26 protein-coding genes, 2 tRNA genes and 1 pseudogene are annotated in these 24778 nt (G+C 62.6%); 9 read left to right on the forward strand and 20 right to left on the reverse strand.

Features of this window, described 5'->3' with window-relative positions; translation table 11 throughout:
- Positions 1-508: 508 nt before the first annotated feature.
- Both F7R26_RS32725 and F7R26_RS41860 read left to right on the forward strand, forming a co-directional pair.
- Complete coding sequence (locus F7R26_RS32725) at positions 509-2074, forward strand: lyase family protein (protein ID WP_150992139.1); 1566 nt, start codon at positions 509-511, stop codon at positions 2072-2074.
- Between the two features lie 230 nt (positions 2075-2304).
- Entirely contained in the window at positions 2305-2571 is a 267-nt protein-coding gene (locus tag F7R26_RS41860) for a hypothetical protein (RefSeq protein WP_150992138.1), read from the forward strand.
- Between the two features lie 225 nt (positions 2572-2796).
- On the opposite strand, the gene F7R26_RS41545 is transcribed toward F7R26_RS41860, so the two are convergent.
- The gene (locus tag F7R26_RS41545) at positions 2797-2925 is read right to left on the reverse strand and encodes a hypothetical protein (protein ID WP_277820370.1); all 129 of its coding nucleotides are present in this window, start codon (positions 2923-2925) and stop codon (positions 2797-2799) included.
- Between the two features lie 71 nt (positions 2926-2996).
- Positions 2997-3512 carry a hypothetical protein gene (locus F7R26_RS32735; RefSeq protein WP_150992136.1) on the reverse strand — a complete coding sequence of 172 codons (516 nt, stop codon included), beginning with the start codon at positions 3510-3512 and terminating at the stop codon, positions 2997-2999.
- 165 nt (positions 3513-3677) lie between these two features.
- Between F7R26_RS32735 and F7R26_RS32740 the strand changes: the two genes are divergently transcribed.
- The gene (locus F7R26_RS32740; RefSeq protein ID WP_150992134.1) at positions 3678-4187 is read left to right on the forward strand and encodes a DUF1993 domain-containing protein; all 510 of its coding nucleotides are present in this window, start codon (positions 3678-3680) and stop codon (positions 4185-4187) included.
- Positions 4188-5067: 880 nt separating this feature from the next.
- Here F7R26_RS32740 and F7R26_RS32745 read toward each other — a convergent pair.
- Positions 5068-5763 (reverse strand): DAPG hydrolase family protein, encoded by a 696-nt coding sequence (locus tag F7R26_RS32745; protein ID WP_150992133.1) that lies wholly within the window; start codon positions 5761-5763, stop codon positions 5068-5070.
- A 97-nt stretch (positions 5764-5860) separates the two neighbouring features.
- On the opposite strand from F7R26_RS32745, the gene F7R26_RS32750 reads away from it, so the two are divergent.
- Positions 5861-6502, forward strand: a complete 642-nt coding sequence (locus tag F7R26_RS32750) for a TetR/AcrR family transcriptional regulator (RefSeq protein ID WP_150992131.1) — start codon at positions 5861-5863, stop codon at positions 6500-6502.
- A gap of 66 nt (positions 6503-6568) precedes the next feature.
- On the opposite strand, the pseudogene F7R26_RS32755 reads toward F7R26_RS32750, so the two are convergent.
- A pseudogene (locus F7R26_RS32755) lies at positions 6569-6713 on the reverse strand (ISKra4-like element ISBte1 family transposase); the annotation flags it as partial.
- 81 nt (positions 6714-6794) lie between these two features.
- Here F7R26_RS32755 and F7R26_RS32760 point away from each other — a divergent pair.
- Positions 6795-7097, forward strand: a complete 303-nt coding sequence (locus F7R26_RS32760; protein ID WP_170302006.1) for an IncC plasmid conjugative DNA transfer DtrJ family protein — start codon at positions 6795-6797, stop codon at positions 7095-7097.
- 601 nt (positions 7098-7698) lie between these two features.
- Here F7R26_RS32760 and F7R26_RS32765 read toward each other — a convergent pair.
- The 4 genes from F7R26_RS32765 to F7R26_RS32780 are packed head-to-tail and all read right to left on the reverse strand — an operon-like array spanning position 7699 to position 11656.
- Positions 7699-8679: a Bug family tripartite tricarboxylate transporter substrate binding protein gene (locus F7R26_RS32765; protein WP_150992127.1), complete on the reverse strand. Its 981-nt coding sequence runs from the start codon at positions 8677-8679 to the stop codon at positions 7699-7701.
- A gap of 38 nt (positions 8680-8717) precedes the next feature.
- Positions 8718-9665: a 2-hydroxyacid dehydrogenase gene (locus tag F7R26_RS32770; RefSeq protein ID WP_241754793.1), complete on the reverse strand. Its 948-nt coding sequence runs from the start codon at positions 9663-9665 to the stop codon at positions 8718-8720.
- A gap of 5 nt (positions 9666-9670) precedes the next feature.
- A complete protein-coding gene (locus F7R26_RS32775) occupies positions 9671-10402 on the reverse strand; it encodes a class II aldolase/adducin family protein (protein ID WP_150992125.1) in 732 nt (243 codons plus the stop codon).
- Positions 10403-10423: 21 nt separating this feature from the next.
- Complete coding sequence (locus tag F7R26_RS32780; protein ID WP_150992123.1) at positions 10424-11656, reverse strand: FAD-dependent monooxygenase; 1233 nt, start codon at positions 11654-11656, stop codon at positions 10424-10426.
- 106 nt (positions 11657-11762) lie between these two features.
- Here F7R26_RS32780 and F7R26_RS32785 point away from each other — a divergent pair, with 106 nt between their 5' ends.
- Together F7R26_RS32785 and F7R26_RS32790 are read left to right on the forward strand one after the other, a co-directional pair.
- Positions 11763-12695, forward strand: a complete 933-nt coding sequence (locus F7R26_RS32785; RefSeq protein ID WP_150992121.1) for a LysR family transcriptional regulator — start codon at positions 11763-11765, stop codon at positions 12693-12695.
- 525 nt (positions 12696-13220) lie between these two features.
- Positions 13221-13601, forward strand: a complete 381-nt coding sequence (locus tag F7R26_RS32790) for a hypothetical protein (RefSeq protein ID WP_193692198.1) — start codon at positions 13221-13223, stop codon at positions 13599-13601.
- A gap of 145 nt (positions 13602-13746) precedes the next feature.
- On the opposite strand, the gene F7R26_RS32795 is transcribed toward F7R26_RS32790, so the two are convergent.
- The gene (locus F7R26_RS32795; RefSeq protein ID WP_150992117.1) at positions 13747-14379 is read right to left on the reverse strand and encodes a TetR/AcrR family transcriptional regulator; all 633 of its coding nucleotides are present in this window, start codon (positions 14377-14379) and stop codon (positions 13747-13749) included.
- A 282-nt stretch (positions 14380-14661) separates the two neighbouring features.
- Between F7R26_RS32795 and F7R26_RS32800 the strand changes: the two genes are divergently transcribed.
- Positions 14662-15555: an NAD(P)/FAD-dependent oxidoreductase gene (locus tag F7R26_RS32800; protein ID WP_150992115.1), complete on the forward strand. Its 894-nt coding sequence runs from the start codon at positions 14662-14664 to the stop codon at positions 15553-15555.
- On the opposite strand, the gene F7R26_RS32805 is transcribed toward F7R26_RS32800, so the two are convergent.
- Positions 15450-15698, reverse strand: coding sequence for a DUF736 family protein (locus F7R26_RS32805; protein WP_150992113.1), 249 nt, complete (start codon positions 15696-15698; stop codon positions 15450-15452). The two genes, F7R26_RS32800 and F7R26_RS32805, sit on opposite strands and share 106 nt — an antisense overlap.
- Positions 15699-15766: 68 nt before the next feature.
- Here F7R26_RS32805 and F7R26_RS32810 point away from each other — a divergent pair, with 68 nt between their 5' ends.
- A complete protein-coding gene (locus F7R26_RS32810) occupies positions 15767-16630 on the forward strand; it encodes a class I SAM-dependent methyltransferase (RefSeq protein ID WP_150992111.1) in 864 nt (287 codons plus the stop codon).
- A gap of 395 nt (positions 16631-17025) precedes the next feature.
- Here the strand turns inward: F7R26_RS32810 and F7R26_RS32815 are convergent, their stop codons facing one another.
- The 10 genes from F7R26_RS32815 to paaB form a co-directional block, all read right to left on the reverse strand.
- Complete coding sequence (locus F7R26_RS32815; protein ID WP_170302005.1) at positions 17026-17355, reverse strand: response regulator transcription factor; 330 nt, start codon at positions 17353-17355, stop codon at positions 17026-17028.
- A gap of 236 nt (positions 17356-17591) precedes the next feature.
- Positions 17592-18155 (reverse strand): hypothetical protein, encoded by a 564-nt coding sequence (locus F7R26_RS32820; protein ID WP_150992107.1) that lies wholly within the window; start codon positions 18153-18155, stop codon positions 17592-17594.
- 312 nt (positions 18156-18467) lie between these two features.
- Positions 18468-18543 (reverse strand) — tRNA-Gly (locus F7R26_RS32825).
- 4 nt (positions 18544-18547) lie between these two features.
- Positions 18548-18623, reverse strand: a tRNA-Asn gene (locus tag F7R26_RS32830).
- Between the two features lie 140 nt (positions 18624-18763).
- Positions 18764-20089 (reverse strand): phenylacetate--CoA ligase PaaK, encoded by a 1326-nt coding sequence (gene paaK, locus F7R26_RS32835; RefSeq protein WP_150992105.1) that lies wholly within the window; start codon positions 20087-20089, stop codon positions 18764-18766.
- A gap of 170 nt (positions 20090-20259) precedes the next feature.
- A complete protein-coding gene (gene paaN, locus F7R26_RS32840) occupies positions 20260-21942 on the reverse strand; it encodes a phenylacetic acid degradation protein PaaN (RefSeq protein ID WP_150992103.1) in 1683 nt (560 codons plus the stop codon).
- Between the two features lie 55 nt (positions 21943-21997).
- Entirely contained in the window at positions 21998-23086 is a 1089-nt protein-coding gene (gene paaE / locus F7R26_RS32845; RefSeq protein ID WP_150992101.1) for a 1,2-phenylacetyl-CoA epoxidase subunit PaaE, read from the reverse strand.
- Between the two features lie 27 nt (positions 23087-23113).
- Positions 23114-23662, reverse strand: coding sequence for a 1,2-phenylacetyl-CoA epoxidase subunit PaaD (paaD, locus tag F7R26_RS32850; RefSeq protein WP_150992099.1), 549 nt, complete (start codon positions 23660-23662; stop codon positions 23114-23116).
- Positions 23663-23668: 6 nt separating this feature from the next.
- Positions 23669-24469 (reverse strand): 1,2-phenylacetyl-CoA epoxidase subunit PaaC, encoded by an 801-nt coding sequence (gene paaC, locus F7R26_RS32855; RefSeq protein WP_150992097.1) that lies wholly within the window; start codon positions 24467-24469, stop codon positions 23669-23671.
- 15 nt (positions 24470-24484) lie between these two features.
- Complete coding sequence (gene paaB / locus F7R26_RS32860; RefSeq protein ID WP_006156041.1) at positions 24485-24769, reverse strand: 1,2-phenylacetyl-CoA epoxidase subunit PaaB; 285 nt, start codon at positions 24767-24769, stop codon at positions 24485-24487.
- Positions 24770-24778 lie beyond the last annotated feature (9 nt).

The raw sequence follows: 24778 nt of genomic DNA on the forward strand, positions 1-24778 counted from the left end.
GACAAAAAACTAGTTGGTAAATATTTCTACTATTCAGTAACTTTACTTCCTAACAGGTATTCAAGCAACCGATAGACGATTCTTTGGCGCAGCAACGGCTTTTTGGCACGTCAGCCACGCTATTTGAAGTGAACTCTGGCCGGCGACCCTGTCGCAGCTCACCCTAGTGCTCGGATGGCCGCAATAAGGTCAGGCGAATGGTCTGCAACCCACACCATCGGGACTGGCTAGAACCGTATCAATCTGCAGGAGAAGGACGATTACCCCAAGGACCGCAGCGCAGACCGTCGCGACGCAGGCGCGAGTTCTCGACGATTTCGTGGGTTCCGCCTCCCAGGGGGCCATCCGTTGAATACGGGACTCGGGAGCCAGAATCCATGTTGCCGGATTGCCAACTGGCCGCCCGCCGGCTTCAACAAGAGGTCTTCGCACCACGTAGAATCGCGACTCGTGATCCGTTGCAGCGAAGCGCGTGCACAGGCACCTAACCCATTGGATACATACCGACATGAGCGACTACAAGAAGCGTGCGCCCGCGCGCCGCGTTCCCGCCCGCACTCCACGCCTAACCACCCGCATCCGCACCATTGCCCTGCTCGCCGTCCTCTACACGGCAGGCGCCAGCGCCCAGACCGCCGCGAAACGCGATGAGTTTTTCTGGCTGGGTGAAATGAACAAGGCCACGGCCGTCATCAACACCGACGAAGGACTGCTGGACAAATCGGTGGCGCCGCGCGTAGCGGCAGGCGTCGCCAAGGTGATCCAGGACGGCAACCAGCCAGGCGCCAGGCGTCCGTCCACCGTCATCTCGTTCGAGCCGCAGTTGATCCAGGCAGCCGGCGTCGAAGTCACGCTGCTGCACGCCGGCCGCTCGAGCCAGGACATGCACGCGACCTACCGCGCGGCGATCATGCGCGACAACCTGCTCAATCTGGCCGACCAGCTCAACCGGACGTCGAAGACGCTGGTCGGGCTCGCCGACAAGCATGCCGCGACGATGGTGCCGAACTACACGAACGGCGTGGCGGCGCAGGCGAACAGCTACGGCCACTACCTGCTCGGGTTCGCGGCCGCGCTCGACCGCGATGCGCAGCGCATCCGCGAGGCCTATGTTCGCGTGGACCGCTCGCCGATGGGAACGACGGTGCTCAACGGCACGAGTTGGCCGCTCGACCGCAAGCGCATGGCGGACTACCTGGGCTTCGAGGCCCTGGTCGACAACGCCTATGACGCGGCACAGATCTCGTCGGCCGAAGCCCCGGTCGAAGTGGGCGCGATCGTGTCGACCATCGCGCTGCAGGCGGGCAGCTTCATCGAAGACGTAATGACGCAGTATGCGCAGTCGCGCCCGTGGATCCTGCTGTCCGAAGGGGGCGGCAACACCTACGTATCGAGCGCGATGCCACAGAAGCGCAATCCCGGATTGCTGAACAACGCGCGTCATAACGCGTCGATGGCCATCACGCTGGCGATGGGTCCGGTGATCGAGGCCCACAATATTCCGCCGGGCATGCCCGACGCCAAGGAAGTGAAGCCCAACAGCGAAATGGTCGGCAGTGGCATCACGGTGCTGAAAGACTGGGACCGTATCCTGGGCGCCCTGGTGCTCAATCCCGACCGCGCGCTCGAAGAGCTGAACAGCGACTGGACCGCCTCTCAGGAACTGGCCGATCTGCTGATGCGCAAGTACAAGCTGCCGTTCCGCGCCGGCCACCATTTCGCGTCGGAGATCGTCGATTACGCGAAGGCGAACGACATCAAGCCGAGCGACTTCCCCTACGCCAAGGCGCGGGAGATATATCGCGCGGCCGGACAGGACAAGGGCTATGCCTCGGGTGAGCTGCCGATGACCGAGGCCGAGTTCCGCGCGGCATTGAATCCGTTGTCCATCACCAAGAACCGGGCCACCAGCGGCGGCCCGCAGCCCGCGGAAATGACCCGCATGCTGGCCGAGGCCAGGCAGCGGCTCGCCGCGCAGGATGCGTGGATAAAGGCACGGCGTACCCACATTGACACGTCGCTGGCCCGGCTTGACGCCGACTTCGGCAAGCTGACGGCGCAGTCAGGCAAATAAGCCTGTCGGCCTGGCGGGAACAGGCCGCGCGAGGCGACGCATGTCGCTTCCCGGCCCTGTAATTGGCCCGTCCCTCGGGCCATTCAGGTCAGGCAAATCAAGAGCGGCGTACCTGTTCGCAGGGATTCACGAGAATCGATGTACAAGAATTCAGCGACATTCACCCTGCTGCGCGCGCACTACGGCCTGGCCTATGCAATCCCGGCCCGAACGTTCCCGAAGACATCCATGTGAAGCTGATCGGAAGCCTGTTCGGCATGCTCCCCATCTTTGCCGGCGTCGTGCTCAACACCATCGCGGTCGGCATCGCCATCGCGTGGCGGGAACCGAGTGCGACGTTCCTGGCCTGGCTCATCATCGAGGTTCTGCTCTGCATTGCCCGGCTATGCGTTCCAGTGTGCCGGCACGGTCACGAGCTTCGGGAACAGCACCATGATGAACATGACCACGGACTCGGCGAGCATGAACGGAAGCACGCACCACCGCATCCATGCTGACCTGCCCCACGCCCGCCACCGCAATGACCCGGTGCCGCACCTTTGCGGTCTATCCGCGGGACGGTGGAGCCAGCGGAGGACCCGTCGCCATCCCATGCCCCCACCGATAAGGAACTGTCCAGTACAACCAGTCACCTAGGCCGCTCGCGAAGCTGCCTGCCATGGAAGAATCTCGAGCGCGGCCACTTCGCGATGGTTGCCGTCGTCGCCGTGCAGGTGCAACGCCTAGTGTCCCGCATGCACGGCGGCGAATACCACGGTCGCCGGCTGTGCCTGCGCCACCGGTATGCCGGTCGGCGTATAGCCGTGGATCATCAGCACCCCGCCCTGCGCCGACGTGGCCCGTATCGTCACGTCATCTCCCTGCGTCAACTTGAAGACGGGAATCTCACCCGGTTCGCCGCCAGGGGCGCCAATCCTGACCGTCAGGACACGGACCTCGTGCCGAGCCTGCGCGGCGCCGGAATCCGGCTGAGCGGCAATACGCGCCATCCAATACCCGCCCCACGATCAGCGCCACGCTCGCGACGGCTACGACGGTGGCAATGGCGACCGCGGAGATTTGCCTGCCCTGCCCGGATTGTGCATTCATGAATCGACTCCCTTGAAGACAAGATTGGAAGACCCCTGGGGCTCAGCAGCGCCCGACGCGTATCGCGGAACAATCGCAGCGCCTCGATATGGGCTAGGAATACGCTGGCGATAGGGCCCGCGAGAATTAGTCCGACCTGCGTATGCCAGATCGCGCTGGCACCGAGGATGATGGGCGGGAAATCCATCCGCACGGTCGCGAACAGATTCCATCCCACGCCGGCCGGATCCGATACCAACTTCACCATCTGGCTGCCCTGCCAGAACAGCAGCGTGTAGTAGTGCGCAAGGTGATAGACGAACGCGATAGAAACCAGCAAGTAGGCGAAGGTTCGGCTCAGCGACGCCACCGATTGCGGCGTAACCCGCTTCGGAGGGACCGCAGCGAAGGCAGGAATAAACCACCCTTGCCGAGCGTTCTTCCTCTCGGCAATCAGGAGGTGTGGCGAGTCGACACAAGTAGGGCCCGCCGGTTCCTGTCTATAATTGAGTCACATTCAACTAAAGGACGCTCCATGGCCATTTCCATGTACGCCACCTCTGTTCCGCTCTTCAAGCAAATGCTGAACAGCGTTAGCGCTATTCTGGCCAAGACGGAAGAGCATGTTGTTGCGAAGAACATCGATCCAAGCGCAATACTGCAGGCCCGCCTGTTTCCTGATATGTTGCCTTTGATCCGCCAGGTGCAGATTGCCGCCGATTTCGCCAGGGGCGTGTCTGCACGTCTTGCCGGTGTGGAAGTTCCCAAGTACGAGGACACCGAACAGACTTTCGCGGAGTTGCAAGCGCTTATCAGCAGAACTCTGGCTTTCATCGAAGGCTTCACGTCGGCACAGATCGATGGCAACGAGGAGCGCCAAATCGTTACGCGCCCGGGCACGCCGAAGGAGAAGAAATTTACTGGCCAGTCGTACCTGCTGAGTTACGGGCTGCCCCAGTTCTACTTCCATGTCACTACCACGTACGCGATCCTGCGCCATAACGGTGTGGAAATTGGCAAGCGTGACTATATGGGTACGTACTGAGACTCCCCTCCTTTCGGGAAAAGCTGCAGCTCGCTGCAATTTGCGTGGTTGTTGCTTTCTCAACGCGCCGCACAAACACATCAAGCATCGCGTGCCCATCGTCGCGGAGGTCGCGCGAGAATTGCGCCAGCACCTCGGTGGGCGTGCCCATCCTGAACCAAGGTTGCGGACTGGTGCGGTGCGTGCCGGCTCCTTAATTCGTGCGCTGAGCGATGGGGACCGCGCCGCCAAGCGACGTGCAAAACGGCGCATCAAAACATCGTTGAGACCGAAACGATGGTGGTCGACGCCAATCTCAACCACTCGATCTCTGCTTGATTCCAGTTACCTCCACAATCGCGCGAATCGCGTCTCCGACGCATACTGGCTTGATCGCCTTCTGATGTGACTCAAGGAGTGCTAGTTGGAACAACATGCCTTCCATCAACCCGTACGTGAGTGCTACCGGCACGATTTGCCCTTGCACCGCGCCGAAACGGGCGCTGTACTCGGCGTTGATAAAGTAGCTTCCAACACACCCGTGCAGTTGATGAAGGACACTAGGAACTCGGTGATGGTTCGCCTGTATCCGCGCCTATGAGGTTGTGCTTGTTGTCGGTACTGATCGTAACTCGCAATGTACGAGGTTGCGGGCAGTCAAACTCCAGCCTGGTATAGCGGGCCGGCGTGCGTTACGCACTATTGCGCGAAAATTCTGCTAGTTGAATTGATCGCCATACGACGCATCTCACCCGAGGCTTGTCTCGGAGACTATCGTGACAGCTATGCTGGTGATCGCGGCGCCAACCCGCAGCTCTCGATCGGACGAGTGCTGTGGGTCGAGCAGGACATGCGTGCCGCGATGGACAGAGAGATCGACAATCTCGCGTACCTTTTCAGGCTACCACGGCAAAGGTACTACTTCTCCGTTGGCACGCTCCCCAAAATAGAGCGATGGCAGAAAGCGCGAAAGAAACGTGAACTCCGTATAGCAATGACGCATTAGCGCAAGGCCCATGGCATCCGTCGGGCCACTGCCCGTGGATTGGTCGTCAAGGCCCAACACGAAACGACTGCGCAATACGCATCCCCAATCGGTGTCGCGAGCAACATGAAGCATTTGACCATTGAGCGGGTCACCCGAATCATCAAGCTGCACGTGCTCGCCAAAGCCAATTCTGGCCGCAACCACCGCCGATACGTGCGCGTCGCTCAGTGCTTGCTTCAACTTCATTGGGTCGAAGATGGTTGCGGGATCATGGAACTTTAGCTTCGCGGCCACCGGAGGAATCTCTGCGAGCGATTCAACCGCGTGAATGCTCGCGCCGTAATAGTTTTCGCCCTTGCGCCACTTGTCGTCCCACCCACGGTGTTCGACGTGGTCAACCGGATGCCACCATTTGATGTGTTGGGTCGTATCGAAGAACTTGAACCACCAATCGAACATGCGCCCTTTGCAGCCGTGTAAATCTGTTCGCACGGCAACCATTAGTGCACCGCTCTCTAAACGTTGAACACCTGTTTCAATCATCATCGGCGACGGGTCAAGAAGTGCCGAATGATCGAGCCAAGGGGTAGCGCTTCGTTTCGAATCCATGTGTGTACTCCATAGACGGGGTAGGGTGAGTATATAGGAAACGCTAAGCGTTTCCAACTATGAGGCATACTCTCGTCTATCGTTATGAGGGGTAAAGATGACCGTCAAAGCGCGACGCGGGCGAGGTCGGCCTGCGCAACCAGACGAGGAAATTCGGCAGTTTGTGGTTCGAAGCGCGATGCAGCTATTGTTGGACGTCGGGTACGAATCGACGACGATGGAAGCGATAGCAGCTCATGCAGGCGTGGCGAAGAAGACCGCCTACCGATTCGGCGCAAATCGCGATGAGTTGATTGGACTGGCTGTGCGCGAGTGGACAGACTTGTATGCGCCAGCACTATTCGTCCAACCTGACTCGGTGCAGGACGTACCTCGAGTGCTGCGAGAAATCCTGGAGAGCATTTGTGCGCACGTATTGTCGGACGCTGCGGTGAGGATGTTCCGCTTACTGACTACTGAGTTTCCTGGAAAGGACTCGCTACTCACCCAATATCAACGCAATGGTGTCGAGCGCGGTCGGAGGATGCTCGCGGACTGGCTCGCGGTGCAGCACGAAAGGCGGCTAGTACATGTGCCCGACGCAGTCATGCTGGCAGAGCTACTACTTTCGATGGCAGTTGCGGAGCCGTTGCGTCAGATCGCGCTCGGCGTTCAACCGCCGCTGCCGGTTGGCAGCGTTAAGGCCCATCTCGACAGTTGCCTTTCCTTGATATTGCCGTTAATCCAACGGCAAAAGTGATGGGGGCTTGGGGTCGGAAATTTTCCGCCGTCGTGGGGGGGGAAGTTCCGATCCCGAGGATCGAGACCGCCAGGCCATCTGCTTGTCGTTTGACGAATCGCTTGCTGACTACCTGGTTGACGGCTGACTCGACAAAACCTGATGCAATGCGCTCCCCATGCCGATAGCGGTCACCGTAGTTCACGATGTAATGCCGGTTGTTGTCGAGGTAGATGAGCTTCCCCACAACATTGCCAATAGTGGGACCGACGCCACAATCGGCGAGAGATTGCTGCGGCCGTGGCTCGAGGAAATGTCGATCGCAGCGCTGGCCGTGAAGACCTTCGGAAGCCGCCTGGTGCTACTGCTGACCGGCTGGCCGGTGCTTCTGCTGGCCTTCTGGTGTGGCATGACCGATGGTCTCGTGGAACGCTCGATCCGACGCGCCAGCGTTGGGCGCGAATCGTCCGGCTTGTACCATCGCGCGAAATATGCCCAGTTGAGTCTGGGCGCCACCTCGGTCCTCGTATTCGTCTGTCTACCGTATCAGCTTGATGTGCAGTGGGTGTTGTTCCCCATCGCCATGATCATTGGGATCCTGGCTAGGACGCAGTAGAAGTTTTTTAAGAAGTATCTTTGAACAGGCGGCTATCCACGGGCGTCTTTTTTGCCGTTGCGGCACCTGGCCGCTTATCTCTCTCTGGAAGTAGATAGCCCCGATTTCGGCGAATCGTCGCTGGGGCGGCGTCGAATGACCGGAACTGCCGGGAAGGGACCGCACCCCACGCCTCTCAGTCGATTCCTGCCCGCCCCTTTACTGCCGTTGGGCCCCGCGCAGCCCCAACGGCAATTTCCAAGCCCCCTCAGTCATCCGCCCGCGATGCCGGCACTGGGCGATTGAGTGACCGTTTGCTGGATAAAGCGGTCTCCTGAATGTCGGAGCCACGCGTCCGGCGAAGCTCCCGTCATGGCCGATAGCTGCCTCCGGCTGCATAGATTTGCTTGAGTATGCGAGGGCCGCAGGTCGAGCGACCGAGGGGCTCGAACCACGCTCGCATGCACGCCAGTGAAGCGCGAACGATCGCACGGTGAGTAAGGTGGGCAGAGGCATCTCGTTGCGCTCCGGGCGCGGCCTCGCTCGCGAACTCGTTGCCGAAGCCGCTTTGATATTTGATGTCATCCATGGGCCATGCGCGCTCGCCTTGCACAGGTAGCGATCAATTCACCGTGATGTGACGTTCCTTGATGATCTGCCCCCAGCGCACGCTCTCCTCGTTGATCATGCGGGCGAGTTCCGCCGGGCTCGTGGAGAGCGGCTCGAATCCCCGCTCCTCCAGCTTGCGCGTGAAGTCCTGGCTCTTCACCACCCTCTCTATTTCCGTGCGCAGACGCTCGATGATGGCCGGGGGCGTCCCCTTCGGGGCGACAAATGCAGCCCAACTCTCCAGGGTGAGCTTGGGGAAGCCTTGCTCCGCAACCGTGGGCACGTTGGGAAGCGCCGCCATGCGCTTCTTGCCCGTGACAGCCAGCGCGCGCAACTTGCCCGCCTGGATGTGCGGAACGATCGTCCCGGGTGCCTCGAAGTAGAGATCGACCTGCCCGGCAAGCACATCGTTGAGCGCGGGCGCGCCGCCCTTGTAGGGCACGGTGGTGATCGTGATGCCTGCTTCCTGGCTGAAGGTTTCACCGGCAAGATGCGGTGTCGTGCCGACGCCCGGCGAGGCGAAGCTTAGCTTACCAGGCTTGCTCTTGGCCGCTGCGATTACATCCGCCAGCGACTTGTAGGGAGATTTGCTGTTCACGACCAGCACCAGCGGAAACTGGCTCACTGTGGCGATCGGCGCGAACGACGAGGGCGTGACGCCGGAGCTTGGTTGCAGATGGGGCGCGATGGTCAACGTGCTGGCATTCGGGAGAAAGAGGGTGTAGCCGTCCGCGGGCGATCGCGCCACCTTGGAGGCCGCGATCATGCCGCCGGCACCTCCGACGTTCTCGACAACCACGGGCTGGCCCAGGGCAGACGTGAGGCGCTCCGCAGCGATGCGGGCGACGACATCGGACTGGCCCCCGGCCGCGAACGGCAGGACCAGCTTGATCGGCTGGGAGGGGTAAGCATCCGCGGCCATGCCTGCCGTGGGCACTATGGTGGCTGCGAGGGCGAGCGCGCCGCAGGCAAGCAGCTTTTCGATGATCTTCACTTTTTTGTCTCCTGAATTGGGTATGGGATGAGCGTCGGCTAGTAGCCGACGCTTCTGTCGACCTCGTTGAGCAAAGGCTGGCCCTGCGCGAGGCGCTGCAAGTTCTCCAGGAACTGCTCCACGACAGGGCCGACCGTCGGCTGCGCGGCCACGTGAGGCGTGACCAGGATCCGCTCGTGGTGCCAGAAGGGGCTGCTGGCGGGCAGCGGTTCCGACGCGAACACGTCGAGCGCCGCGCCGGCGAGATGTCCCTCGTCGACGAGGGCTAGCAGGTCCTCCTCCACGACGATGCCGCCGCGCGCCACGTTCACCACGAAGCTGCCCTTAGGCAACTTGCGCAGGCTGGCGTGGTCCAGAGTGCCCTTGGTCTCCGCCGTGAAAGGCAGCAGGCAGACAAGGTAGTTCGATTGCGCGAGGAAGTCGTCCTTCTGGCTCTCGCCGACGAAAACGGGAACGCGCGCTTCTCGTGCCAACGTGCGCGTCCACGCGATGACCCTGAATCCGAGCGCCAAGAGTGCGTCGGCGACGACGGAGCCGATGGAACCCAGCCCCATGATGCCCACGGTGAGCTGGCTGGCGTCGGGGACAGCCAACCGCTTCCATTCACCCGCCGCGTGCTGTCGCTCCATCGCTGGCAGCGAGCGGAAGTGCCGCAGGATCTGCAGGCTCACGAACTGCGCCATGCTAAACCCGAGGCCCGGTTCGACGGCGCGCGTGACCTTCACATGGGGCGGCAGGTCCGGGGCCGAGAGGATGCCGTCCGCACCAGCGCCCACCGAGGCTGCCAGGCGCAGGTTGGGAAGGCGCGGTGCGATGCCGGCAGGCAGTTTGAAGGCGAACAGCGCGGTGACGTCGGGATCCGAGGCGCCTTCGATGTCGGTGATCACGTGCAGACCGGGGGCGCGGGAGCGGAGTACCTCGTAGCGGCTCTTGACGAAATCCGACGACAGCAGCATCAGGACTTTGGGGGACGAAGGTGATTGCATGTTCTTCAAACGGTTCGCTCGTACGAGAAGTTCGGGTTGTGCCTGCGCGCCTGTCGCACCAGCAGCTGCCACCGCAGATCGACGACGTCGGGGCGCTGCAGGAAGGACTTGGTCTGCCGCGCTTCGGCGGTCGGCAACAACTTGGGCGTGCCTGCGGACATGGCTTGCAGTTGCACCCGTGCGGCGAATTCGAGGACGGTCGCGGCGATCGTGGCGTCGGCAATCGAATTGCCCACGACCACGGACCCGTGGTGGCGCAGCAGAATCGCCCGGTTCGGGCCCAGCCTGGATGCGATGCTGGCGCCCTCCTTCTTGTCGAGGACTATGCCCTCGAACTCGTCGAAAAGCACGATGTCCTCGTAGAACAGCGCGCCGCTCTGCGTCACCGGCTTGAGGTTGCTGCCGATCACGCCCAGGGCCAGGGAAGCTTCCGAATGCGTGTGCAGGATGCAGCATACCTCAGGACGCGCATTGTAGATTTCGGTGTGGATATTGAGAGTCGGGTTGCATGGCAACGTACCGCTCACGGTGCGCAGGTCGAAGTCGGACTCGATCAATGCGTCTGCCGTCGCCTCCTCGAATCCGTATCCGTACGGAATGCTCCAGAACGTACGCGCACCGGGCAAGCGCGCTGTGAGGTGTCCGGAGATGCCACTGCCTTGTCCATCCATGGCTAGAATCTGGAAGGCGTGCACCAGGTCGTGCAGGAGGTCGTGCAATGGTTCTGGCTGTTTCATGTTGAGGTCCTGACTGGGTTATTAAGCCTGCGTCGCAGTGGAGTGACCGACGGACACGTCGACCGCGGTAGCGTCATAGCTGAAAAGCCATTCGTAGCGCTCGCGCACACGCTGCTCATTCCACTCGGCATCCACGTAGCGACTGGCCTCCACCGGATCTGCCAGCAACGGATTGTGAAAGCGCGCCCCGTTCGCCGCCGAGCCCAGCACGATGCGCGAGGTACGTTCCTGCCGCAGGGCCTCGTACCGGGCCAGGGCCGCTTCCGGGTGTTCGGCGTTCGCCGCCAGGCAGCGGGCAAGCACGATGCCGTCCTCCAGAGCCATCACCGCGCCTTGTGCAAGGAAAGGCAGCGTGGGATGGCAGGCATCACCCAGGAGAGTGGAACGGCCGACGGTCCATCGGTCCATGGGCTGCCGGCTGAGAAGCGCCCACTTGTACGGCTGCTGGATCCCCTGGATCAACGCCTGCACGTCGTCGTGCCAGCGCTCGAAGTCCTTCAGGCATTCCTCGATGCTGCCCCGTTCCGTCCAGGACTCGACCTGCCAGTCCGTGCGCTCGACGATGCCCACAAAGTTCATGAGTTCGCCATTGCGAAGCGGGTAGTGGATGACGTGCGCACCGGGACCGATCCAGTTGGTACCAACGTTGGCCTGAAGATGGTGCGGAATCTTCTCGCGCGGAATGAGACCGCGCCAGGCGACACAGCCAGTGAACTGCGCGTCGCCCGCTCCGAACAGGGCGCGGCGCACGCGCGAGTGCACGCCATCGGCGCCGATGAGGATGTCACCGTGAACGCGCTCGCCGCCTTCGAGTTCCACCACGACACCGACGTCGTCCTGTTCGACGCCGACCACCCTCGCGCCTAGCCGGATCGCATCTGATTGAAGCCGCCGTACATGCCGTTCCATCAGGCCATGCAGGTCCGGTCGGTAGATCATGTAGTAGGGGAAGCCGTACTTGCGCACCGACTCGGCACCGAGATCGAACAGCTTCCATGTCTGGCCGGTACTCCACAGGCGCACCTGCTTGCCGCCCGCCTCGGTGGCGATGTCCTTCAGCTCCGATGCCAAGCCCAGGTCGGCCAGGCAACGGACGCCGTTGGCGCTGACCTGGAACCCGGCTCCCACCTCGCCAAGCTGCCGTGCCTGCTCTAGGACGGTGACGCGGAAGCCGCGCTGGATCAGCGCGAGTGCGCAGCACAGACCACCAATGCCAGCACCGGCAATGAGGATTCTTTGGAGGGGCGGCGTCATGTTGGATGCTCCTTTTGCGGGATCGCTGCGTTGATAGAGGTCAATTTCATCGCACGCACAGAGATTTTGGAAGTTAAACTATCAAATCAATTCATTAGTAAACGAAATGAACGTCAGCACTCGCCAGCTCCAGGCGTTCCTCGCGATCGCCCACCTCGGCAGCTTCACGCGCGCGGCGGAGGAAATCTTCGTGACGCAGGCAGGGCTAAGCCTCATGCTCAAGGACCTCGAGGCGCAGGTCGGCGCAAGGCTGTTCGACCGCACGACGCGGAGCGTGCGACTCACGCCTGCAGGCCAATCACTGCTGCCGACCGCCCGCCGCATGATGGCGGACTGGGAAGCCGCCACATCCAACGTCGGGCGACTCGCCGCGGAAGCGGAGCAACGGGTCTGCCTTGCGGCGACGCCGCTGATTGCATCGAGCGTGCTTCCCCTGTGGTTGCAGGTGTTCCATGAGACGCACCCCGCAGCCCGCGTCTCGATCAGCGACCTCGACCGACGCGAGATCCTGTTGGGGATCGAAGCGGGAGAACTTGACGTCGGTCTTGGTGCATTCTTCCGGCCGGCCACGGGCATCGACCGGCAGTTGCTCGCCCGTTTTGACATGGTGCTGGTCAGGGCCAAGGCAAAGGATTCCAGGACACGCGGGCGCGGATTCGAAATGGGGCGCAAGGTGAAGTGGTCGGCTCTGGACGACAAGGAGCTCATCGTGCTCCCGAACAACAACCCGATCCAGAAGCTCGTGGACACGCAGCTTCGCGCCCTCGAAATCACCCCGCGACGGACCACCGCACTCCAGAACATCCAGGCCATGATCTCGATGGTAGAGGCGGGCCACGGAATGGCCGCGCTACCCGGATTCGTGGTGCCTGCGTGCGCACGCTACGACGTGACGGTGCACACACTCGTAGAGCCAGTGGTGCCAGTCGAATTCTTCGCGGTGAGCATGAAAGGACGGCTCAAGACGGCGCTCGTTTCCGGCCTCGTCGATGCGCTCGGAGCGCACTTTCAAGAGCTCGCCAAGCAGGTGGGCGCGTAATTCGGCTGACCTTCTGGGTGAACGCCCTGGCGAGTTCGACTGTATTCACCAAGCTGTCAGACGACTGCTCATGGCTGGGCCTGCGAGTTCGACCGTGCGCCACATAGCTGCCCTCGAGGCGGTCACCTTAGCGCGATGCCGGGGCGGCCGCCGCCGACGGCCTCAGATCTCGGTCTGCTCGGAGATCTCGAATCCTTCAAGGAAGGCATCGATCGGCAGGTATCGTGCGCGCACCCTGAATGGCGCTCGACCGCTTCCGGCCAGCCGCCGCCCTGCCGGCCCCCGGCAAAGACACAGCTTCGCCACAAACTGCACGACCACGCCGACAACTGAAAATGGCCGGCCGTACGACATTTGAGCAAAACCTCGACATTCAAGCACTTTACTGTTTGGCTGGTCCGCATTCGATATGATCTGGCACGGATCTCAAGTGGCTGGAGTGGCGCAAGGTGTCACAGTGCCTCACGTTGGGGTACGCCAAGGTGCTGTACTAGTTGGAAGACATCGAGGTGGCCGAGTATCCCGATGGCCATGTCGAAGTTTGGGCGACAGGCGCCTCCGATCGCCTACACCGCCTACGACAGCTTTGCCGAGGTGGACCAAGGCGCGATTGTCGACAATAAGCGGCTGGGCCGGACACTGGCCATTGCGGCCGAGGTGCAGGCGTTGCGCGACAACCGACGTTTCGCGGCGCCCTCACGGACGCTGCGCGGCGAGCCGCCGCGGCCCGCCAAGGTGCCCCTGAACATCAAGCGGAAGCGGTTGGTAAGTCGGCTCGACCTGAAACAGGCGATGCGACACCACCTTCTCCTCGCATCGAACGACGATTTGGCGAAGTGCCCTCCAATACCGCCCACCCCCGAGATGACGCCTTGCGACCCTGAACTGCCCTTCGACTCGGCGTAGCCCCTCTGGCGGCTCCCAAGGTCAAACGGTCATTCGCTGGGGCACGTCGGTCGGAACGCGTAGTCCACGCATCATCCATAGGTTGCTGAGCGCGAACAGCGTATGCAATTGCTGCGTGTTCTTCATCGGCCGCGATAGCGCACCTTTAGATGCCACCGTGCGCGGCGATGAACATGGCGACGGCCGACCGGCAATAGGATTCGATTTCGTCGTCGTCCTCGGCTCTCGCCTCATCGAAGCGTGCAATAAGCAGGAGATCGGATCCTTTGAAAAGCGCAGCAAACAAGCGGGCGGACCTGAGAGCATCGGGTACGTTCAGAATCGCTTTCGCGTGCAACTGACGCAACAGGGCCTCGATTTGGGCGATGACATGGGCGGGCCCGGCTTCGTAATGGAGCTTGCTTAACGACCTTTGATTCGTCTTGTCGGCCAAAACCATGGCTTCGACACTGCGGACGTCCGGGCTCAGTAGCGTGCGAAGCAGGGATGATCCCACCGCCATGAGTTGATCTTCGGCCGAACCCTCGACGCCTTCAAAAAGGGCCTGTGGTGAAAATTGATGGCAGTGGGCCACCATGGCCGCGCTGAACAGCGCCTCCTTGTTCTCGAAGTGCCGATAGATGCTTAGCTTGGATATCTTGGCCCGCTGCGCGACCTTGTCCATGGTCGTCGCTTGAAAACCCAATTCCACAAAGAGTTCGCAGGCGGCGTCGACAATCGTTTGGCGAAGCGCCTCGTTGGCGGGCCGGCCGCGCCGGCCCTGACTGTTTTCGGTCACGTAATTTTAGTACTTGACAGTATTTAAATTCATGCACTACGATACCACGCAGTATCGTAATGTGCAAGCCAAGGGCGGATTTGAACCGGTTGTGTCCAGATCAGGTTTCCCCGGGCCCCCCGGCGATATTGAGCGGCATTGTCGGGCCGGTCAATACAGCATGGGCAGCTTTCTCGCCAAGGCCGAAGCCCTGCTCGCTGACAGTCTCAAGCGCGTATCGCCGAACGATATTGCACATGACGCCCAGCCCACCCCTCCATCCACAACACGGAGCCCATCACCATGAATGACGTCATCATCATCGGCGGCAGCTTTGCCGGCCTCGCCGCCGCCCTGCAGCTCGGCCGTGCCCGCCGCAAGGTCACCGTTCTCGATACGGGCCGGCCGCGCAACCGCTTTGCCGGCCACTCGCATGGACTGCTGGGCCACGATCACAAGCCGCCGCTGGACATCCTAGTCGAGGCGCGGCAGCAACTGGCGCGCTATCCAACGATCAGCCTCGTCAATGCCCGGGCCGAACGGGTGTCTGGCGCCGTCGACGATTTCTGCGTCGTCACTGACGATCACGAAAGCCTGAGGGCGCGCCGCGTGATTCTGAGCTATGGCCTCGCCGACCAGATGCCTGATGTTCCGGGCTTTACCGAAAGCTGGGGCACGTCCATCGTGCCCTGCCCCTATTGCGACGGCTTTGAAGTCGCCGGCCAGCATTGGGGCCTCGTCTGGTCCGGTCCACAGTCACACCAGTCTGCCAGGCTGTTCCGCGATTGGACTGACAAGTTGACTGTCTTCGCCGATGGTCATGACATTGCGGCCGATATCCAGGCCGATCTGGCGCGCCGCAACATACCTGTCGTCGATGGCCGGATCGTCGAGATCGCCCATCACAAGGGCCATATCACCACCGTCAATCTCGATACCCGCCGCAATGTCGCGGTCGACGTCCTGTTCGCCCATCCGCGCAACAAACCGTCCGCAAGCCTGCATGAATCACTGGGCCTTGCCACGGTCGATACGCCCACTGGCATCGTCCTCAAAGTCGACGAGCGCCGCCAAACAAGCATCCCCGGCATCTACGCCGCTGGCGACCTCGCCACGCCCTTCTTGCCCTCGGTCACCCAGGCATCATCGCAGGGCGCGATGGCGGGAATCTTCGCCCAGCAGTCGATGCTGGTTTGAGAGCACAGATTCCCTACTCCCGTTGCGTCGTCGCCTTCGAAAAGGTTGGCGTAGATCGGCGCGGTGTAGGACGGATCGTCGAGTTTGACGGAATGGCAGGAGCGGTTGTCCTTCGAGGTCCGGCACCAGGCGGCACCGATCATCGGTTCGGCTCCCCTTTGCCTCGAACAAAGAGTAGCTAGTTAAGAACGAATCAGAACAAGGAGATGACATGGCAGAGCAAAGTGCCGATCAGGTCGGTGATTGGAACGGTCAAAGCGGGGAGCGCTGGGTTGCCAACCAGGCCCGGCTCGACGCTATGGTGGCGGTGTTCGGCCAGGCCGCGATAGAAGCCGCCGCGCCTGCGACGGGTGAGCGCGTGCTGGACATCGGCTGCGGCGCGGGCACGTCGAGTCTGGCTCTCGCAGCCCGCGTCGGCGCAGGGGGCCAAGTGCTGGGCGTGGATATATCCGAACCGCTGATCGGCCGAGCGCGCGCGCTTGCGCAACGGGATACGCCGGCCATGTTTCAGGTGGCCGACGCCAGCAGCGCAGAGCTGCCCGAGGGCGCGTTCGACATCCTGTTTTCGCGTTTCGGGGTGATGTTCTTCGACGATCCGATAGCGGCGTTCGCCCACATGCGACGCGCGCTCCGGCCCGGCGGGCGGGTCGCTTTCGTCTGCTGGCGCGGCGCGGCCGAGAACGATTGGGTGCGCCTGCCGATGGGCGCGCTCAAGGGCATCGTCCCGTCGAGCGCGCCGCCCGATCCCGAAGCGCCCGGCCCGTTTTCCTTCGGCGACCGGGGGCGCGTGGCACGCATCCTGACGGCGGCTGGCTTCACCGATATGGCTATCGCCCCCTTTGACGCTTCCGTCCCGTTCGGCGAGGGCGGGACGCGGGACGCTGCGATCGACGACGCGGTAAAGATGACACTCGAGGTCGGCCCGTTGTCGCGTGCGCTCGCTGGTCAGCCCGACGACATCCGCGCCCGCGCCTCGGCCGCAGTTCATGCCGCCTTCGCGGGCCTCCCCGGCGAGCGGTCGGTGATGATCAACGGCGCGGCGTGGATCGTCATGGCACGCAATCCGGTAAGCTGACAGGGATTAACAGGGGAGACGCCCCCGCTCGGTGGAGCGAGGCGTCTTTGGCCGGCCACGTTGAAGTTGCCGGCGAAGATGGTGGTAGACAATGTTTTGCGCATTCTTCGACACGCTACTTGGGGCCTGCGGGCTTGTGCGTTCGTTGGAGAACACAAGAAGCCCGTCGGCGGTTGCGGCCCGTCGCATGCTGCGATGGCCCGACACACCGGGCGAAGTACGTAGTCGCCTTCGAAGGCAGTTTTTCGGGTATACCGGCCCTCCGAACGTCTTAGCCGAGGAGCGACCGAACGACGCCTCCTGGCCGAACTCTGGCGTCAGACCGATCCCAGAATCACACAGTTACTCCCATCGCTTCGAACTCTCCTATCCCGCAAGTCCACGTGGAACCTTTACTAGCGGCACCAAGGTTCCACACGAAACAACCCCGATCGCATCGCCAGGAACACGGCTTCGGCGCGGCTCTGCGCGCCGAGCTTTCGGCGAGCCTCATCGATGTAGTGATCGGCGGTCCGCGCTGAAATTCCCAGCTTCTCGCCGATCTCCCGGCTGGACTTTCCGTTCGCGGTCAAAGACAAGGCCTGCGCCTCTCGCTCCGTCAGCCGCTGGTTCCCGAAATAGGCGGACGCCGCCGCCATATACCGCGTATCAAGCAAGACGTGCAACTTAGCATGCCCGATCAGCACGGCCTCCAGATCAGCCCGCTCCTCGTGCTCGACCAGCAACCACGACGCCGAGCCAAAAGGACCAAAATACGCACTCGCTACCACCCCCGGCCTTATGACCGTGGGCAACGTCGCGTATGCAGGGCTAAACTGCGATCCCGCCAATCTGGCGCTCCGGGTCATCGAGCCACACTCGTGACTGATGAAGCGTGAGCGGACGGGTGACGCATAACTGAGGCGAAGTCCCGACGCCTTCAGGCGTCCGCGTATCGACTCCAGCTCCGGAAACGCCTCTGTCAAACCGGGAAGCATCTTGGAAGTTCCGCGACCTTGAACCCTGGGATCTCGGCGGCGATGATTTTGTGCAAGCCCGCTGACCGCTCCAAGCCATGTTCGTAGTACCCCCCGGCATTCCGCGCACCAAGGAAAAATGGCAGATGTGTTCCGCGCAGGATTGCCCTCATGAAAGCCTCAGGTGCTCCCGCCTCCCGGGCTACCTCCAGTTGGGACGCTCCAGCCTCATCGTCCATGACGAGCCAGCGCTTCAAGCGCCCTGCCTTATCGATCGCGGTAACTCCTGGCGGCGTGAGACTGACTGTGACCCAGACAGCTTCGGCGTCGCGCGTCACGTCGGCGAGCAGCGCGAGCAATGCCGGGTTCCCGAGGAAGGGAAGCGATTGCCGCTGCAGAATGCTCAAGGCCGCATCACCGACGGATGCCGTCACCTTTCGCTCAAGCTCCCGAACATAGTCCACGACGCGCCGAATTGCCTCGCGATCGTCCTTCCGTATGAAGCGGTCGATGACGCCCGCGTTGAAGCCATCTATCGCGTGACGTGGTGAAGCCTGCCCCGTCAGCAAGACCTTCCCAAGTCGTAGGGATCGCTCGTCAGGCACTAACCCGACCTCTTCGACCAACCGTCGCGAAAGCGCATGAAGAACCCGAAGCTTATTCAGCTTCAGCTAGGACATAGGAGCTCAATACGACGATCAAGTGAGAACGAGCCCTCAGGAATATGGACCCTGGCGCCCTTGCCATTGCGTATGGACGAAAGCCATCGCCTCGGCCCTGGAAGAATTGTGCCGTTGCGGCAGTTGGAATGAAAAAAGGGGCCGAAGCCCCATTTTTTCAAAGACCAGCGGACTTCGATGGAAGTCCGTGGACATCATGTCTGGAGCGGGAGACGAGGCTCGAACTCGCGACCTCAACCTTGGCAAGGTTGCGCTCTACCAACTGAGCTACTCCCGCTTTTTGGCTCCCCGACCTGGGCTCGAACCAGGGACCTACGGATTAACAGTCCGGCGCTCTACCAACTGAGCTATCGGGGAACAAGTTCCGTCTCAATCGAAACGGAGGCCGGATTGTACAACAGCCTTTTGCGTTTTTGAATAGTTTTTTTCACTCAGCGTGAATCGGCTGCGATCGGCTTGCTTCTCGCTCGCTTCTCACGCCTCCCGCAGTTGCCGCCTCAAGCGCTGGGATGACGCAAGTCGAGCACGCGCTGGGCCTTGCCCGTGGCAGTGGTCTTGATCTCGCCGGCATTCAGGACGCGCACGGCCGTGGAAACGCCGATCATCGTCTTCACCCGGTGCTGCAGCTCACGTGCCAGCTGCGCGCGCTCGCTTTCGGCCAGCGAGGCGCAGATCTCCGCGCGCGCCTCCACCGACACGGACAGCGAGTCCATATGCCCGTCGCGCGTGATGCATAGCTGGTAGTTGCCGCTAAGCCGCGCAATGCCGAGAATCAGCTCTTCGACCTGACTCGGAAACACGTTGACGCCGCGAATGATCAGCATGTCGTCGGAGCGCCCCGTGATCTTCGCCAGCCTGCGCATCGAGCGCGATGTCGGCGCCAGCAGCGCGGTCAGGTCACGCGTGCGGTAGCGGATCATCGGCATGGCTTCCTTGGATAGCGAGGTAAAGACCAGTTCACCCTGGCTGCCGTCGGGCAGCACTTCGCCAGTGACCGGATCGATGATCTCGGGATAGAAATGGTCCTCCCACACCACCGGACCGTCCTTGCTTTCAATGCACTCGGACGCCACGCCCGGGCCCATGATCTCCGAGAGGCCGTAGATGTCGACGGCCTGGATGCCCGCCCGGGTCTCGATCTCGCTGCGCATGCCCTGGGTCCACGGCTCGGCGCCGAAGATGCCGATCTTCAGCGATGACTCCGCCGGGTTCATGCCCTGGCGCGCCATCTCGTCGATCAGGTTGAGCATGTAGGACGGCGTGACGAGAATGATGGACGGCTCGAAATCGCGGATGAGCTGTACCTGTTTCTCGGTCTGTCCGCCGGACATGGGCACGACCATGCACCCCAGCCGCTCGGCGCCGTAGTGAATGCCGAGGCCACCGGTGAACAGGCCGTAGCCAAACGCGTTGTGCAGCGTGTCGCCACGCCGGCCGCCCGCCGCACGGATCGAGCGCGCCGTCACGTTGGCCCATGTGTCGATGTCCTTCGCCGTATAGCCCACCACGGTCGGCTTGCCGGTGGTGCCGCTTGATGCGTGCACGCGCACCACCTCGTCCCTTGGCACGGCAAACAGCCCGAACGGATAGTTGTCGCGCAGGTCCTTCTTGGTCGTGGTGGGGAACTTCGCCAGGTCGGATAGCTGGCGCAGGTCGTCCGGATGCACCCCGGCGGCGTCGAAGGCGCGGCGGTAGTGCGCCACATTGTCATAGGCATGCCGCAGCGACCATTTGAGGCGCGCCAGTTGCATCGCCTGGAGCTCGTCGCGGCTGGCTAGTTCGATGGCTTCGAGTTCACCCGGTTGAGGAATTGGCTGGACCACGGTTGTCTCCTGAGAATGACGCGGCAAAATAGGAACGGACGGTGGCAGGAACGGGGGCGCCACGCGGCAGCCTGCCAACCTGGTCATGCGCGTCAACGGTCTTAGCCGTCGTGCCGCCCAGGTTGGCAACGTGCCTGCTTACTGATCGGTAGTGCTGGGTACGCGGTCGTTCAGGTGCGCTGCGGCACATGCCGCCGGCTTTGCACGACGCGGAAGCGGTTAGCGACAAAGGCCGTGTCGGCAAGGCTCGCGTTGGCTGCGGGATTTGCGCCGGTGGCGTGGAAGTCCGAGAACGCCGCCGACTGGTTCACGAAGACGCCGCCCGTCAGGTTGACCGACAGCGCAACGCCGCCGGACACCGCAGCCTCGTCAGCGGCATCGAGCACCTGTTCATCCGTGCTGTAGACCGACAGCGTCAGCGCGCCGCGCGTGCGAGCAATGCGCGCGGCAAGGTCCAGCGAATGCCGGGTGGAATCGGTGGCAATCACAAACGCAATTGGGCCGAACCACTCCTGCGTAAAGGTATCCTCGTCGCGCCGGGCGTCGAGCTTCAGCAGGACCGGCGTGCTGACGCTGGCTTCCGGGTAGGCCGGATGCACCAGGCGCTGGCTGGCAAGGAGCGGCGCGCCCAGCTTGGTCACCTGCTCGATCCGGTCAAGCACGCCCTTGTTCTGGATCGCACCGATGAGCTCCACGGCCTTGGCCGGATCGCCGGTCAGCTTTTGCACGGCATCGGCGATGGACTGGGCCACCTCCTCGAACGGGACCGTGCCTTGCGCCGTCTTGATGCCATCGCGCGGCACGTAGATATTCTGCGGTGCGGTGCACATCTGGCCCGAGTACAGCGCGAGCGAGAACGCGATATTGCGCGACACCGCCTTCAGTTCGTCCGCCGAGTCGATCACGATCTGGTTGACGCCCGCCTTCTCGGTGTACACCTGCGCCTGCAGCGCATGTGTCTCCAGCCAGTCGCCGTTGGCGGTGCTGCCGGTGAAGTCGATCAGCCGGATTTCATCGCGCGTGGCCAGCGACTGCACCAGCGCGCCGTCATTGGGTGCGGTGGCCAGCAAGGTCACGACGTTCGGATCGAAGCCGGCCTCCTCCAGCACCTGCCGCGCGATGCGTACCGTAATGGCCAGCGGCAGGATCGCGGCGGGATGCGGCTTGACGATGACGGCATTGCCGGTGGCCAGGTCCGCGAACAGGCCGGGATAGCTGTTCCAGGTGGGAAACGTGCAGCAGCCGATCACCAGCCCGATTCCGCGCGGGACAATGGTGAAGCGCTTTTCCATGGCGAGCGGCGGATTCTTGCCTTGCGGCTTTTCCCAGTACGCCGTCTGCGGAATGTCGCGCATGGCATCCCACGCATAAGTGATCGCCTCTAGCGCGCGGTCCTGCGCGTGCGGGCCGCCCGCCTGGAATGCCATCATGAACGCCTGCCCGGTGGTGTGCATGACGCTGTGCGCGATTTCGAAGCTCGCCTGGTTCAACCGCGCCAGGATCTCCAGGCTCACGCCGACCCAGGCCTTCGGGCCGGCCTTGCGGAATTGCAGCTGAGCCGCTTGCGCCGCCGCGATCAGCGCATCCGGCTCGGCGTTGGGATAGCCGATGTTCAGCGCGAAGCCGAATGGCGAATGTTCCGCGCCGACTGTGCCTGTGCTGCCGGCTTGCTCGAGCACGAAGGGCCGTCCGAGTTGCGCCTTGAATGCCGCCTCGCCGTCGGCAGCGGCGGTTTCGCCGTAGGTGCGCGGGCTGGGCATCTCGTTGAAGGGGCTCCAGTAGCCTCGGGTCCGGATGGCGTCCAGGGCTTGGGCAAGCGTCTTCTCGTGTTTGTCAAACAGGGCGTGATTCATTGCGGGGGCCGTATTTCTTTAAAGGATTGCGGTACTGCACTTGCTGTGCGTCGATTTACCGTTCGTCGTAGCTGACGACAACCCGGTCGGAGACCGGATGGCATTGGCAGGTGAGCACGAAGCCATCGTCGATCTCGTGCTGTTCCAGTGTGTAGTTCTTTTCCATCTTGACTTCGCCTTCCAGGACCTTGGCCCGGCACGTGCAGCACACGCCGCCCTTGCAGGCATAGGGCAATGCAAGGCCCGCTCTCAGGCCGACATCCAGCACGCTGACGCCCACGTACGGCAGCCGCAGCTTGCGCTTCTTGCCGTCGATGATCAGCTCCAGATCCGCGGCCGGCGTGTCGTCGGTGATCTCGATCGGCGGCACGCCCGCTTGCGGCAGCGGCGTGCCGAAGCGCTCCACGTGCACCTTCTCGGGCGCCACGCCGGCGGCCTTGAGCGCGGCCTCGGCGGCGTCCATCATCGGGCCGGGGCCACAGATGAAGGCTTCGTCGATCTCGGCGGCGGGCACAAGCGTGGCCAGGAAGGCCTCGCATTTCGCCTGATCCAGCACGCCGTTGAACAGCTCGACCTCCTGCAGATCATCGGACAGCACGTGATACAACGAGAACCGGCTCATGAAGCGGTTCTTGAGGTCTTCGAGCTCCTCGGCAAACATGATCGCGTCGACGCTGCGGTTGCCATAGACCAGCGTAAAGCGGCTGGTCGGCTCCGTCTCCAGCGTGGTCTTGATGATCGCGAGCACTGGCGTGATGCCCGAGCCGCCCGCGAACGCCACGTAGGACCGCGACAGATCGGCATTCAGGTGGGTGAAGAAGCGGCCATCGGGCGTCATCACCTCGATCTCGTGGCCGGGCTGCAGCGTGTCGAAGGCGAAATTGGAAAACCTGCCGCCGCGTACCCGCTTGATGCCGATGCGCAGCTCGCCATCGCGGTCATAGTCGGTGACGCCCACGCAGATCGAATACGAACGGCGGGTTTCCTCGCCGTCAAGATGCGCCTTGAGCGTGACGAATTGCCCTTGCGTGAAACGGTACGCGTCGCGCAGGGCCTCCGGCACCTCGAACGAGACGGTCACCGCATCGGCGGTCTCGGGCCGTACCTCGCGGATACGCAGCGGATGAAATTGCGGTGTCGCCATGTTGTCGGTCCAGGTCGGTACGGTTTGTCAGTACGGTTTGAAATAATCGAACGGCTCGCGGCAATCGAGGCAGCGGTACAGTGCCTTGCAGGCCGTCGAGCCAAACTGCGCCAGGCGTTCGGTGTGCACGGAGCCGCATTGCGGGCATGCGGGCTGATCGTGTGTTGCCGTGCGCGGCACGAAGCGGATGGTCTTCTCTTGCGGCGCATGGCCACTGCCGCAGTTGCCCATCGGCGGCGCGATGCCGTATTGCCGCAGCTTGTCGCGCGCTTCGCTGGTCATCCAGTCGGTGGTCCAGGCCGGGGCGAGCACGGTGACCACGCGATGGGGGCGGATCCCGGCGCCGTTCAAGGCCTGCTCGATGTCCTCGGCAATCTGCGACATGGCGGGGCAGCCCGAATAGGTTGGCGTGATCACGGCCTCGAGCACGCCGTCGGCGCCGCGGCGTACGTCCCGCAGGATGCCCAGTTCGCGAATCGACACCACCGGGATTTCCGGGTCAGGTACGGCTTCGAGCACGGTCCAGGCGCGCTCCAGCGTGGCGTCGGACTCCATCAGCGTGTCTGCAACGTTCATCTTGATCTACCAGGTTGCGCCCAGATGCTGGCGCGCAAGGCTCTGCATTTCGGAAAGCAGGTAGCCCATGTGCTCCGAGTGCTCGCCGTGCTTGCCGGTGGTGATGTGTTTCGCCTCGGACGGCAACGTGAGCGTGGCCTGGGCCACCGTTGCGGCGACGTCTGCCTGCCAGGCGGGCTGAAGGTCCGCCATCAGGGGACCGATGCCGGCGGCTGCCACCGCGGTTTCCACCGCATCGGTCGCGAAGAACTCACGGGTGTACGGCATCAGGTAATCCAGCGCCGCCTGCGCGCGCCGGTGCGACTCCTCGGTGCCGTCGCCAAAGCGGATCAGCCAGTCGGCGGCGTGGGTCAGGTGATAGCGGGTTTCCTTCAGCGACTTGGCAGCGATGGCCGCCAGTTGCGTGTCGGTGGACGATTGCAACGCGGTCCAGAGGTGACACATCAGCGCGGAATACAGGAAGTTGCGCGTGATCGTGACCGCATAGTCGCGCTCGGCGCGGGCCGTGCCGGCGAGCGGCCCGAAGTGGGGCAACTCCACCAAGGTGTAGTTGGCGAACTCGCGCTCGGCGCGGAAGTAGGCGTAGCTGTCTTCGGTTTTCCGTGTGCCGTTCAGTGCTTCGTCAAGGGTAGCCGCGTGCGAGTACAGCAGGCGTGCCTGGCCGATCAGGTCCAGGCTGATGTTCGCCAGCGCAATGTCCTCCTCGAGCGCCGGGCCCTGGCTGCACCACTCGCTGTTGCGCTGGCCGAGGATAAGCGCGTTATCGGCGAGGCGCAGCACGTACGACAAATGTTGGGGCGTGGTCATGTTCTGGGTCCCGCCTTACATGTGGTCGACTTCGGGGGGCAGCACGAAGAACGTCGGGTGGCGATAGATCTTGTCGCCAGCCGGCTCGAAGAACGACTCCTTGTCTGCCGGGTCCGACGCCGTGATCATGGCCGAGGGCACCACCCAGATGCTCACGCCTTCCTGACGGCGCGTGTAGACGTCGCGGGCCATGCGCAGCGCGCCGCTGGCGTCGGGCGCGTGCAGGCTGCCGCAATGCTTGTGATCAAGGCCCTGCTTGCTACGCACGAACACTTCCCAGATTGGCCATTCCTTGTTCATCTTTGTCTC

Origin of the sequence: Cupriavidus basilensis (assembly GCF_008801925.2) — a bacterium.
GTDB classification, from domain to species: Bacteria; Pseudomonadota; Gammaproteobacteria; order Burkholderiales; family Burkholderiaceae; genus Cupriavidus; species Cupriavidus basilensis.

Coding starts and splice junctions, on each gene's coding strand:
- F7R26_RS32725 (WP_150992139.1), top strand. CDS start 509: ATGAGCGACTACAAGAAGCGTGCGCCCGCGCGCCGCGTTCCCGCCCGC.
- F7R26_RS32740 (WP_150992134.1), top strand. CDS start 3,678: ATGGCCATTTCCATGTACGCCACCTCTGTTCCGCTCTTCAAGCAAATG.
- F7R26_RS32745 (WP_150992133.1), bottom strand. CDS start 5,763: ATGGATTCGAAACGAAGCGCTACCCCTTGGCTCGATCATTCGGCACTT.
- F7R26_RS32750 (WP_150992131.1), top strand. CDS start 5,861: ATGACCGTCAAAGCGCGACGCGGGCGAGGTCGGCCTGCGCAACCAGAC.
- F7R26_RS32760 (WP_170302006.1), top strand. CDS start 6,795: ATGTCGATCGCAGCGCTGGCCGTGAAGACCTTCGGAAGCCGCCTGGTG.
- F7R26_RS32770 (WP_241754793.1), bottom strand. CDS start 9,665: ATGCAATCACCTTCGTCCCCCAAAGTCCTGATGCTGCTGTCGTCGGAT.
- F7R26_RS32775 (WP_150992125.1), bottom strand. CDS start 10,402: ATGAAACAGCCAGAACCATTGCACGACCTCCTGCACGACCTGGTGCAC.
- F7R26_RS32780 (WP_150992123.1), bottom strand. CDS start 11,656: ATGACGCCGCCCCTCCAAAGAATCCTCATTGCCGGTGCTGGCATTGGT.
- F7R26_RS32785 (WP_150992121.1), top strand. CDS start 11,763: ATGAACGTCAGCACTCGCCAGCTCCAGGCGTTCCTCGCGATCGCCCAC.
- F7R26_RS32790 (WP_193692198.1), top strand. CDS start 13,221: ATGGCCATGTCGAAGTTTGGGCGACAGGCGCCTCCGATCGCCTACACC.
- F7R26_RS32800 (WP_150992115.1), top strand. CDS start 14,662: ATGAATGACGTCATCATCATCGGCGGCAGCTTTGCCGGCCTCGCCGCC.
- F7R26_RS32805 (WP_150992113.1), bottom strand. CDS start 15,698: ATGATCGGTGCCGCCTGGTGCCGGACCTCGAAGGACAACCGCTCCTGC.
- F7R26_RS32810 (WP_150992111.1), top strand. CDS start 15,767: ATGGCAGAGCAAAGTGCCGATCAGGTCGGTGATTGGAACGGTCAAAGC.
- paaN (WP_150992103.1), bottom strand. CDS start 21,942: ATGAATCACGCCCTGTTTGACAAACACGAGAAGACGCTTGCCCAAGCC.
- paaE (WP_150992101.1), bottom strand. CDS start 23,086: ATGGCGACACCGCAATTTCATCCGCTGCGTATCCGCGAGGTACGGCCC.
- paaD (WP_150992099.1), bottom strand. CDS start 23,662: ATGAACGTTGCAGACACGCTGATGGAGTCCGACGCCACGCTGGAGCGC.
- paaC (WP_150992097.1), bottom strand. CDS start 24,469: ATGACCACGCCCCAACATTTGTCGTACGTGCTGCGCCTCGCCGATAAC.
- paaB (WP_006156041.1), bottom strand. CDS start 24,769: ATGAACAAGGAATGGCCAATCTGGGAAGTGTTCGTGCGTAGCAAGCAG.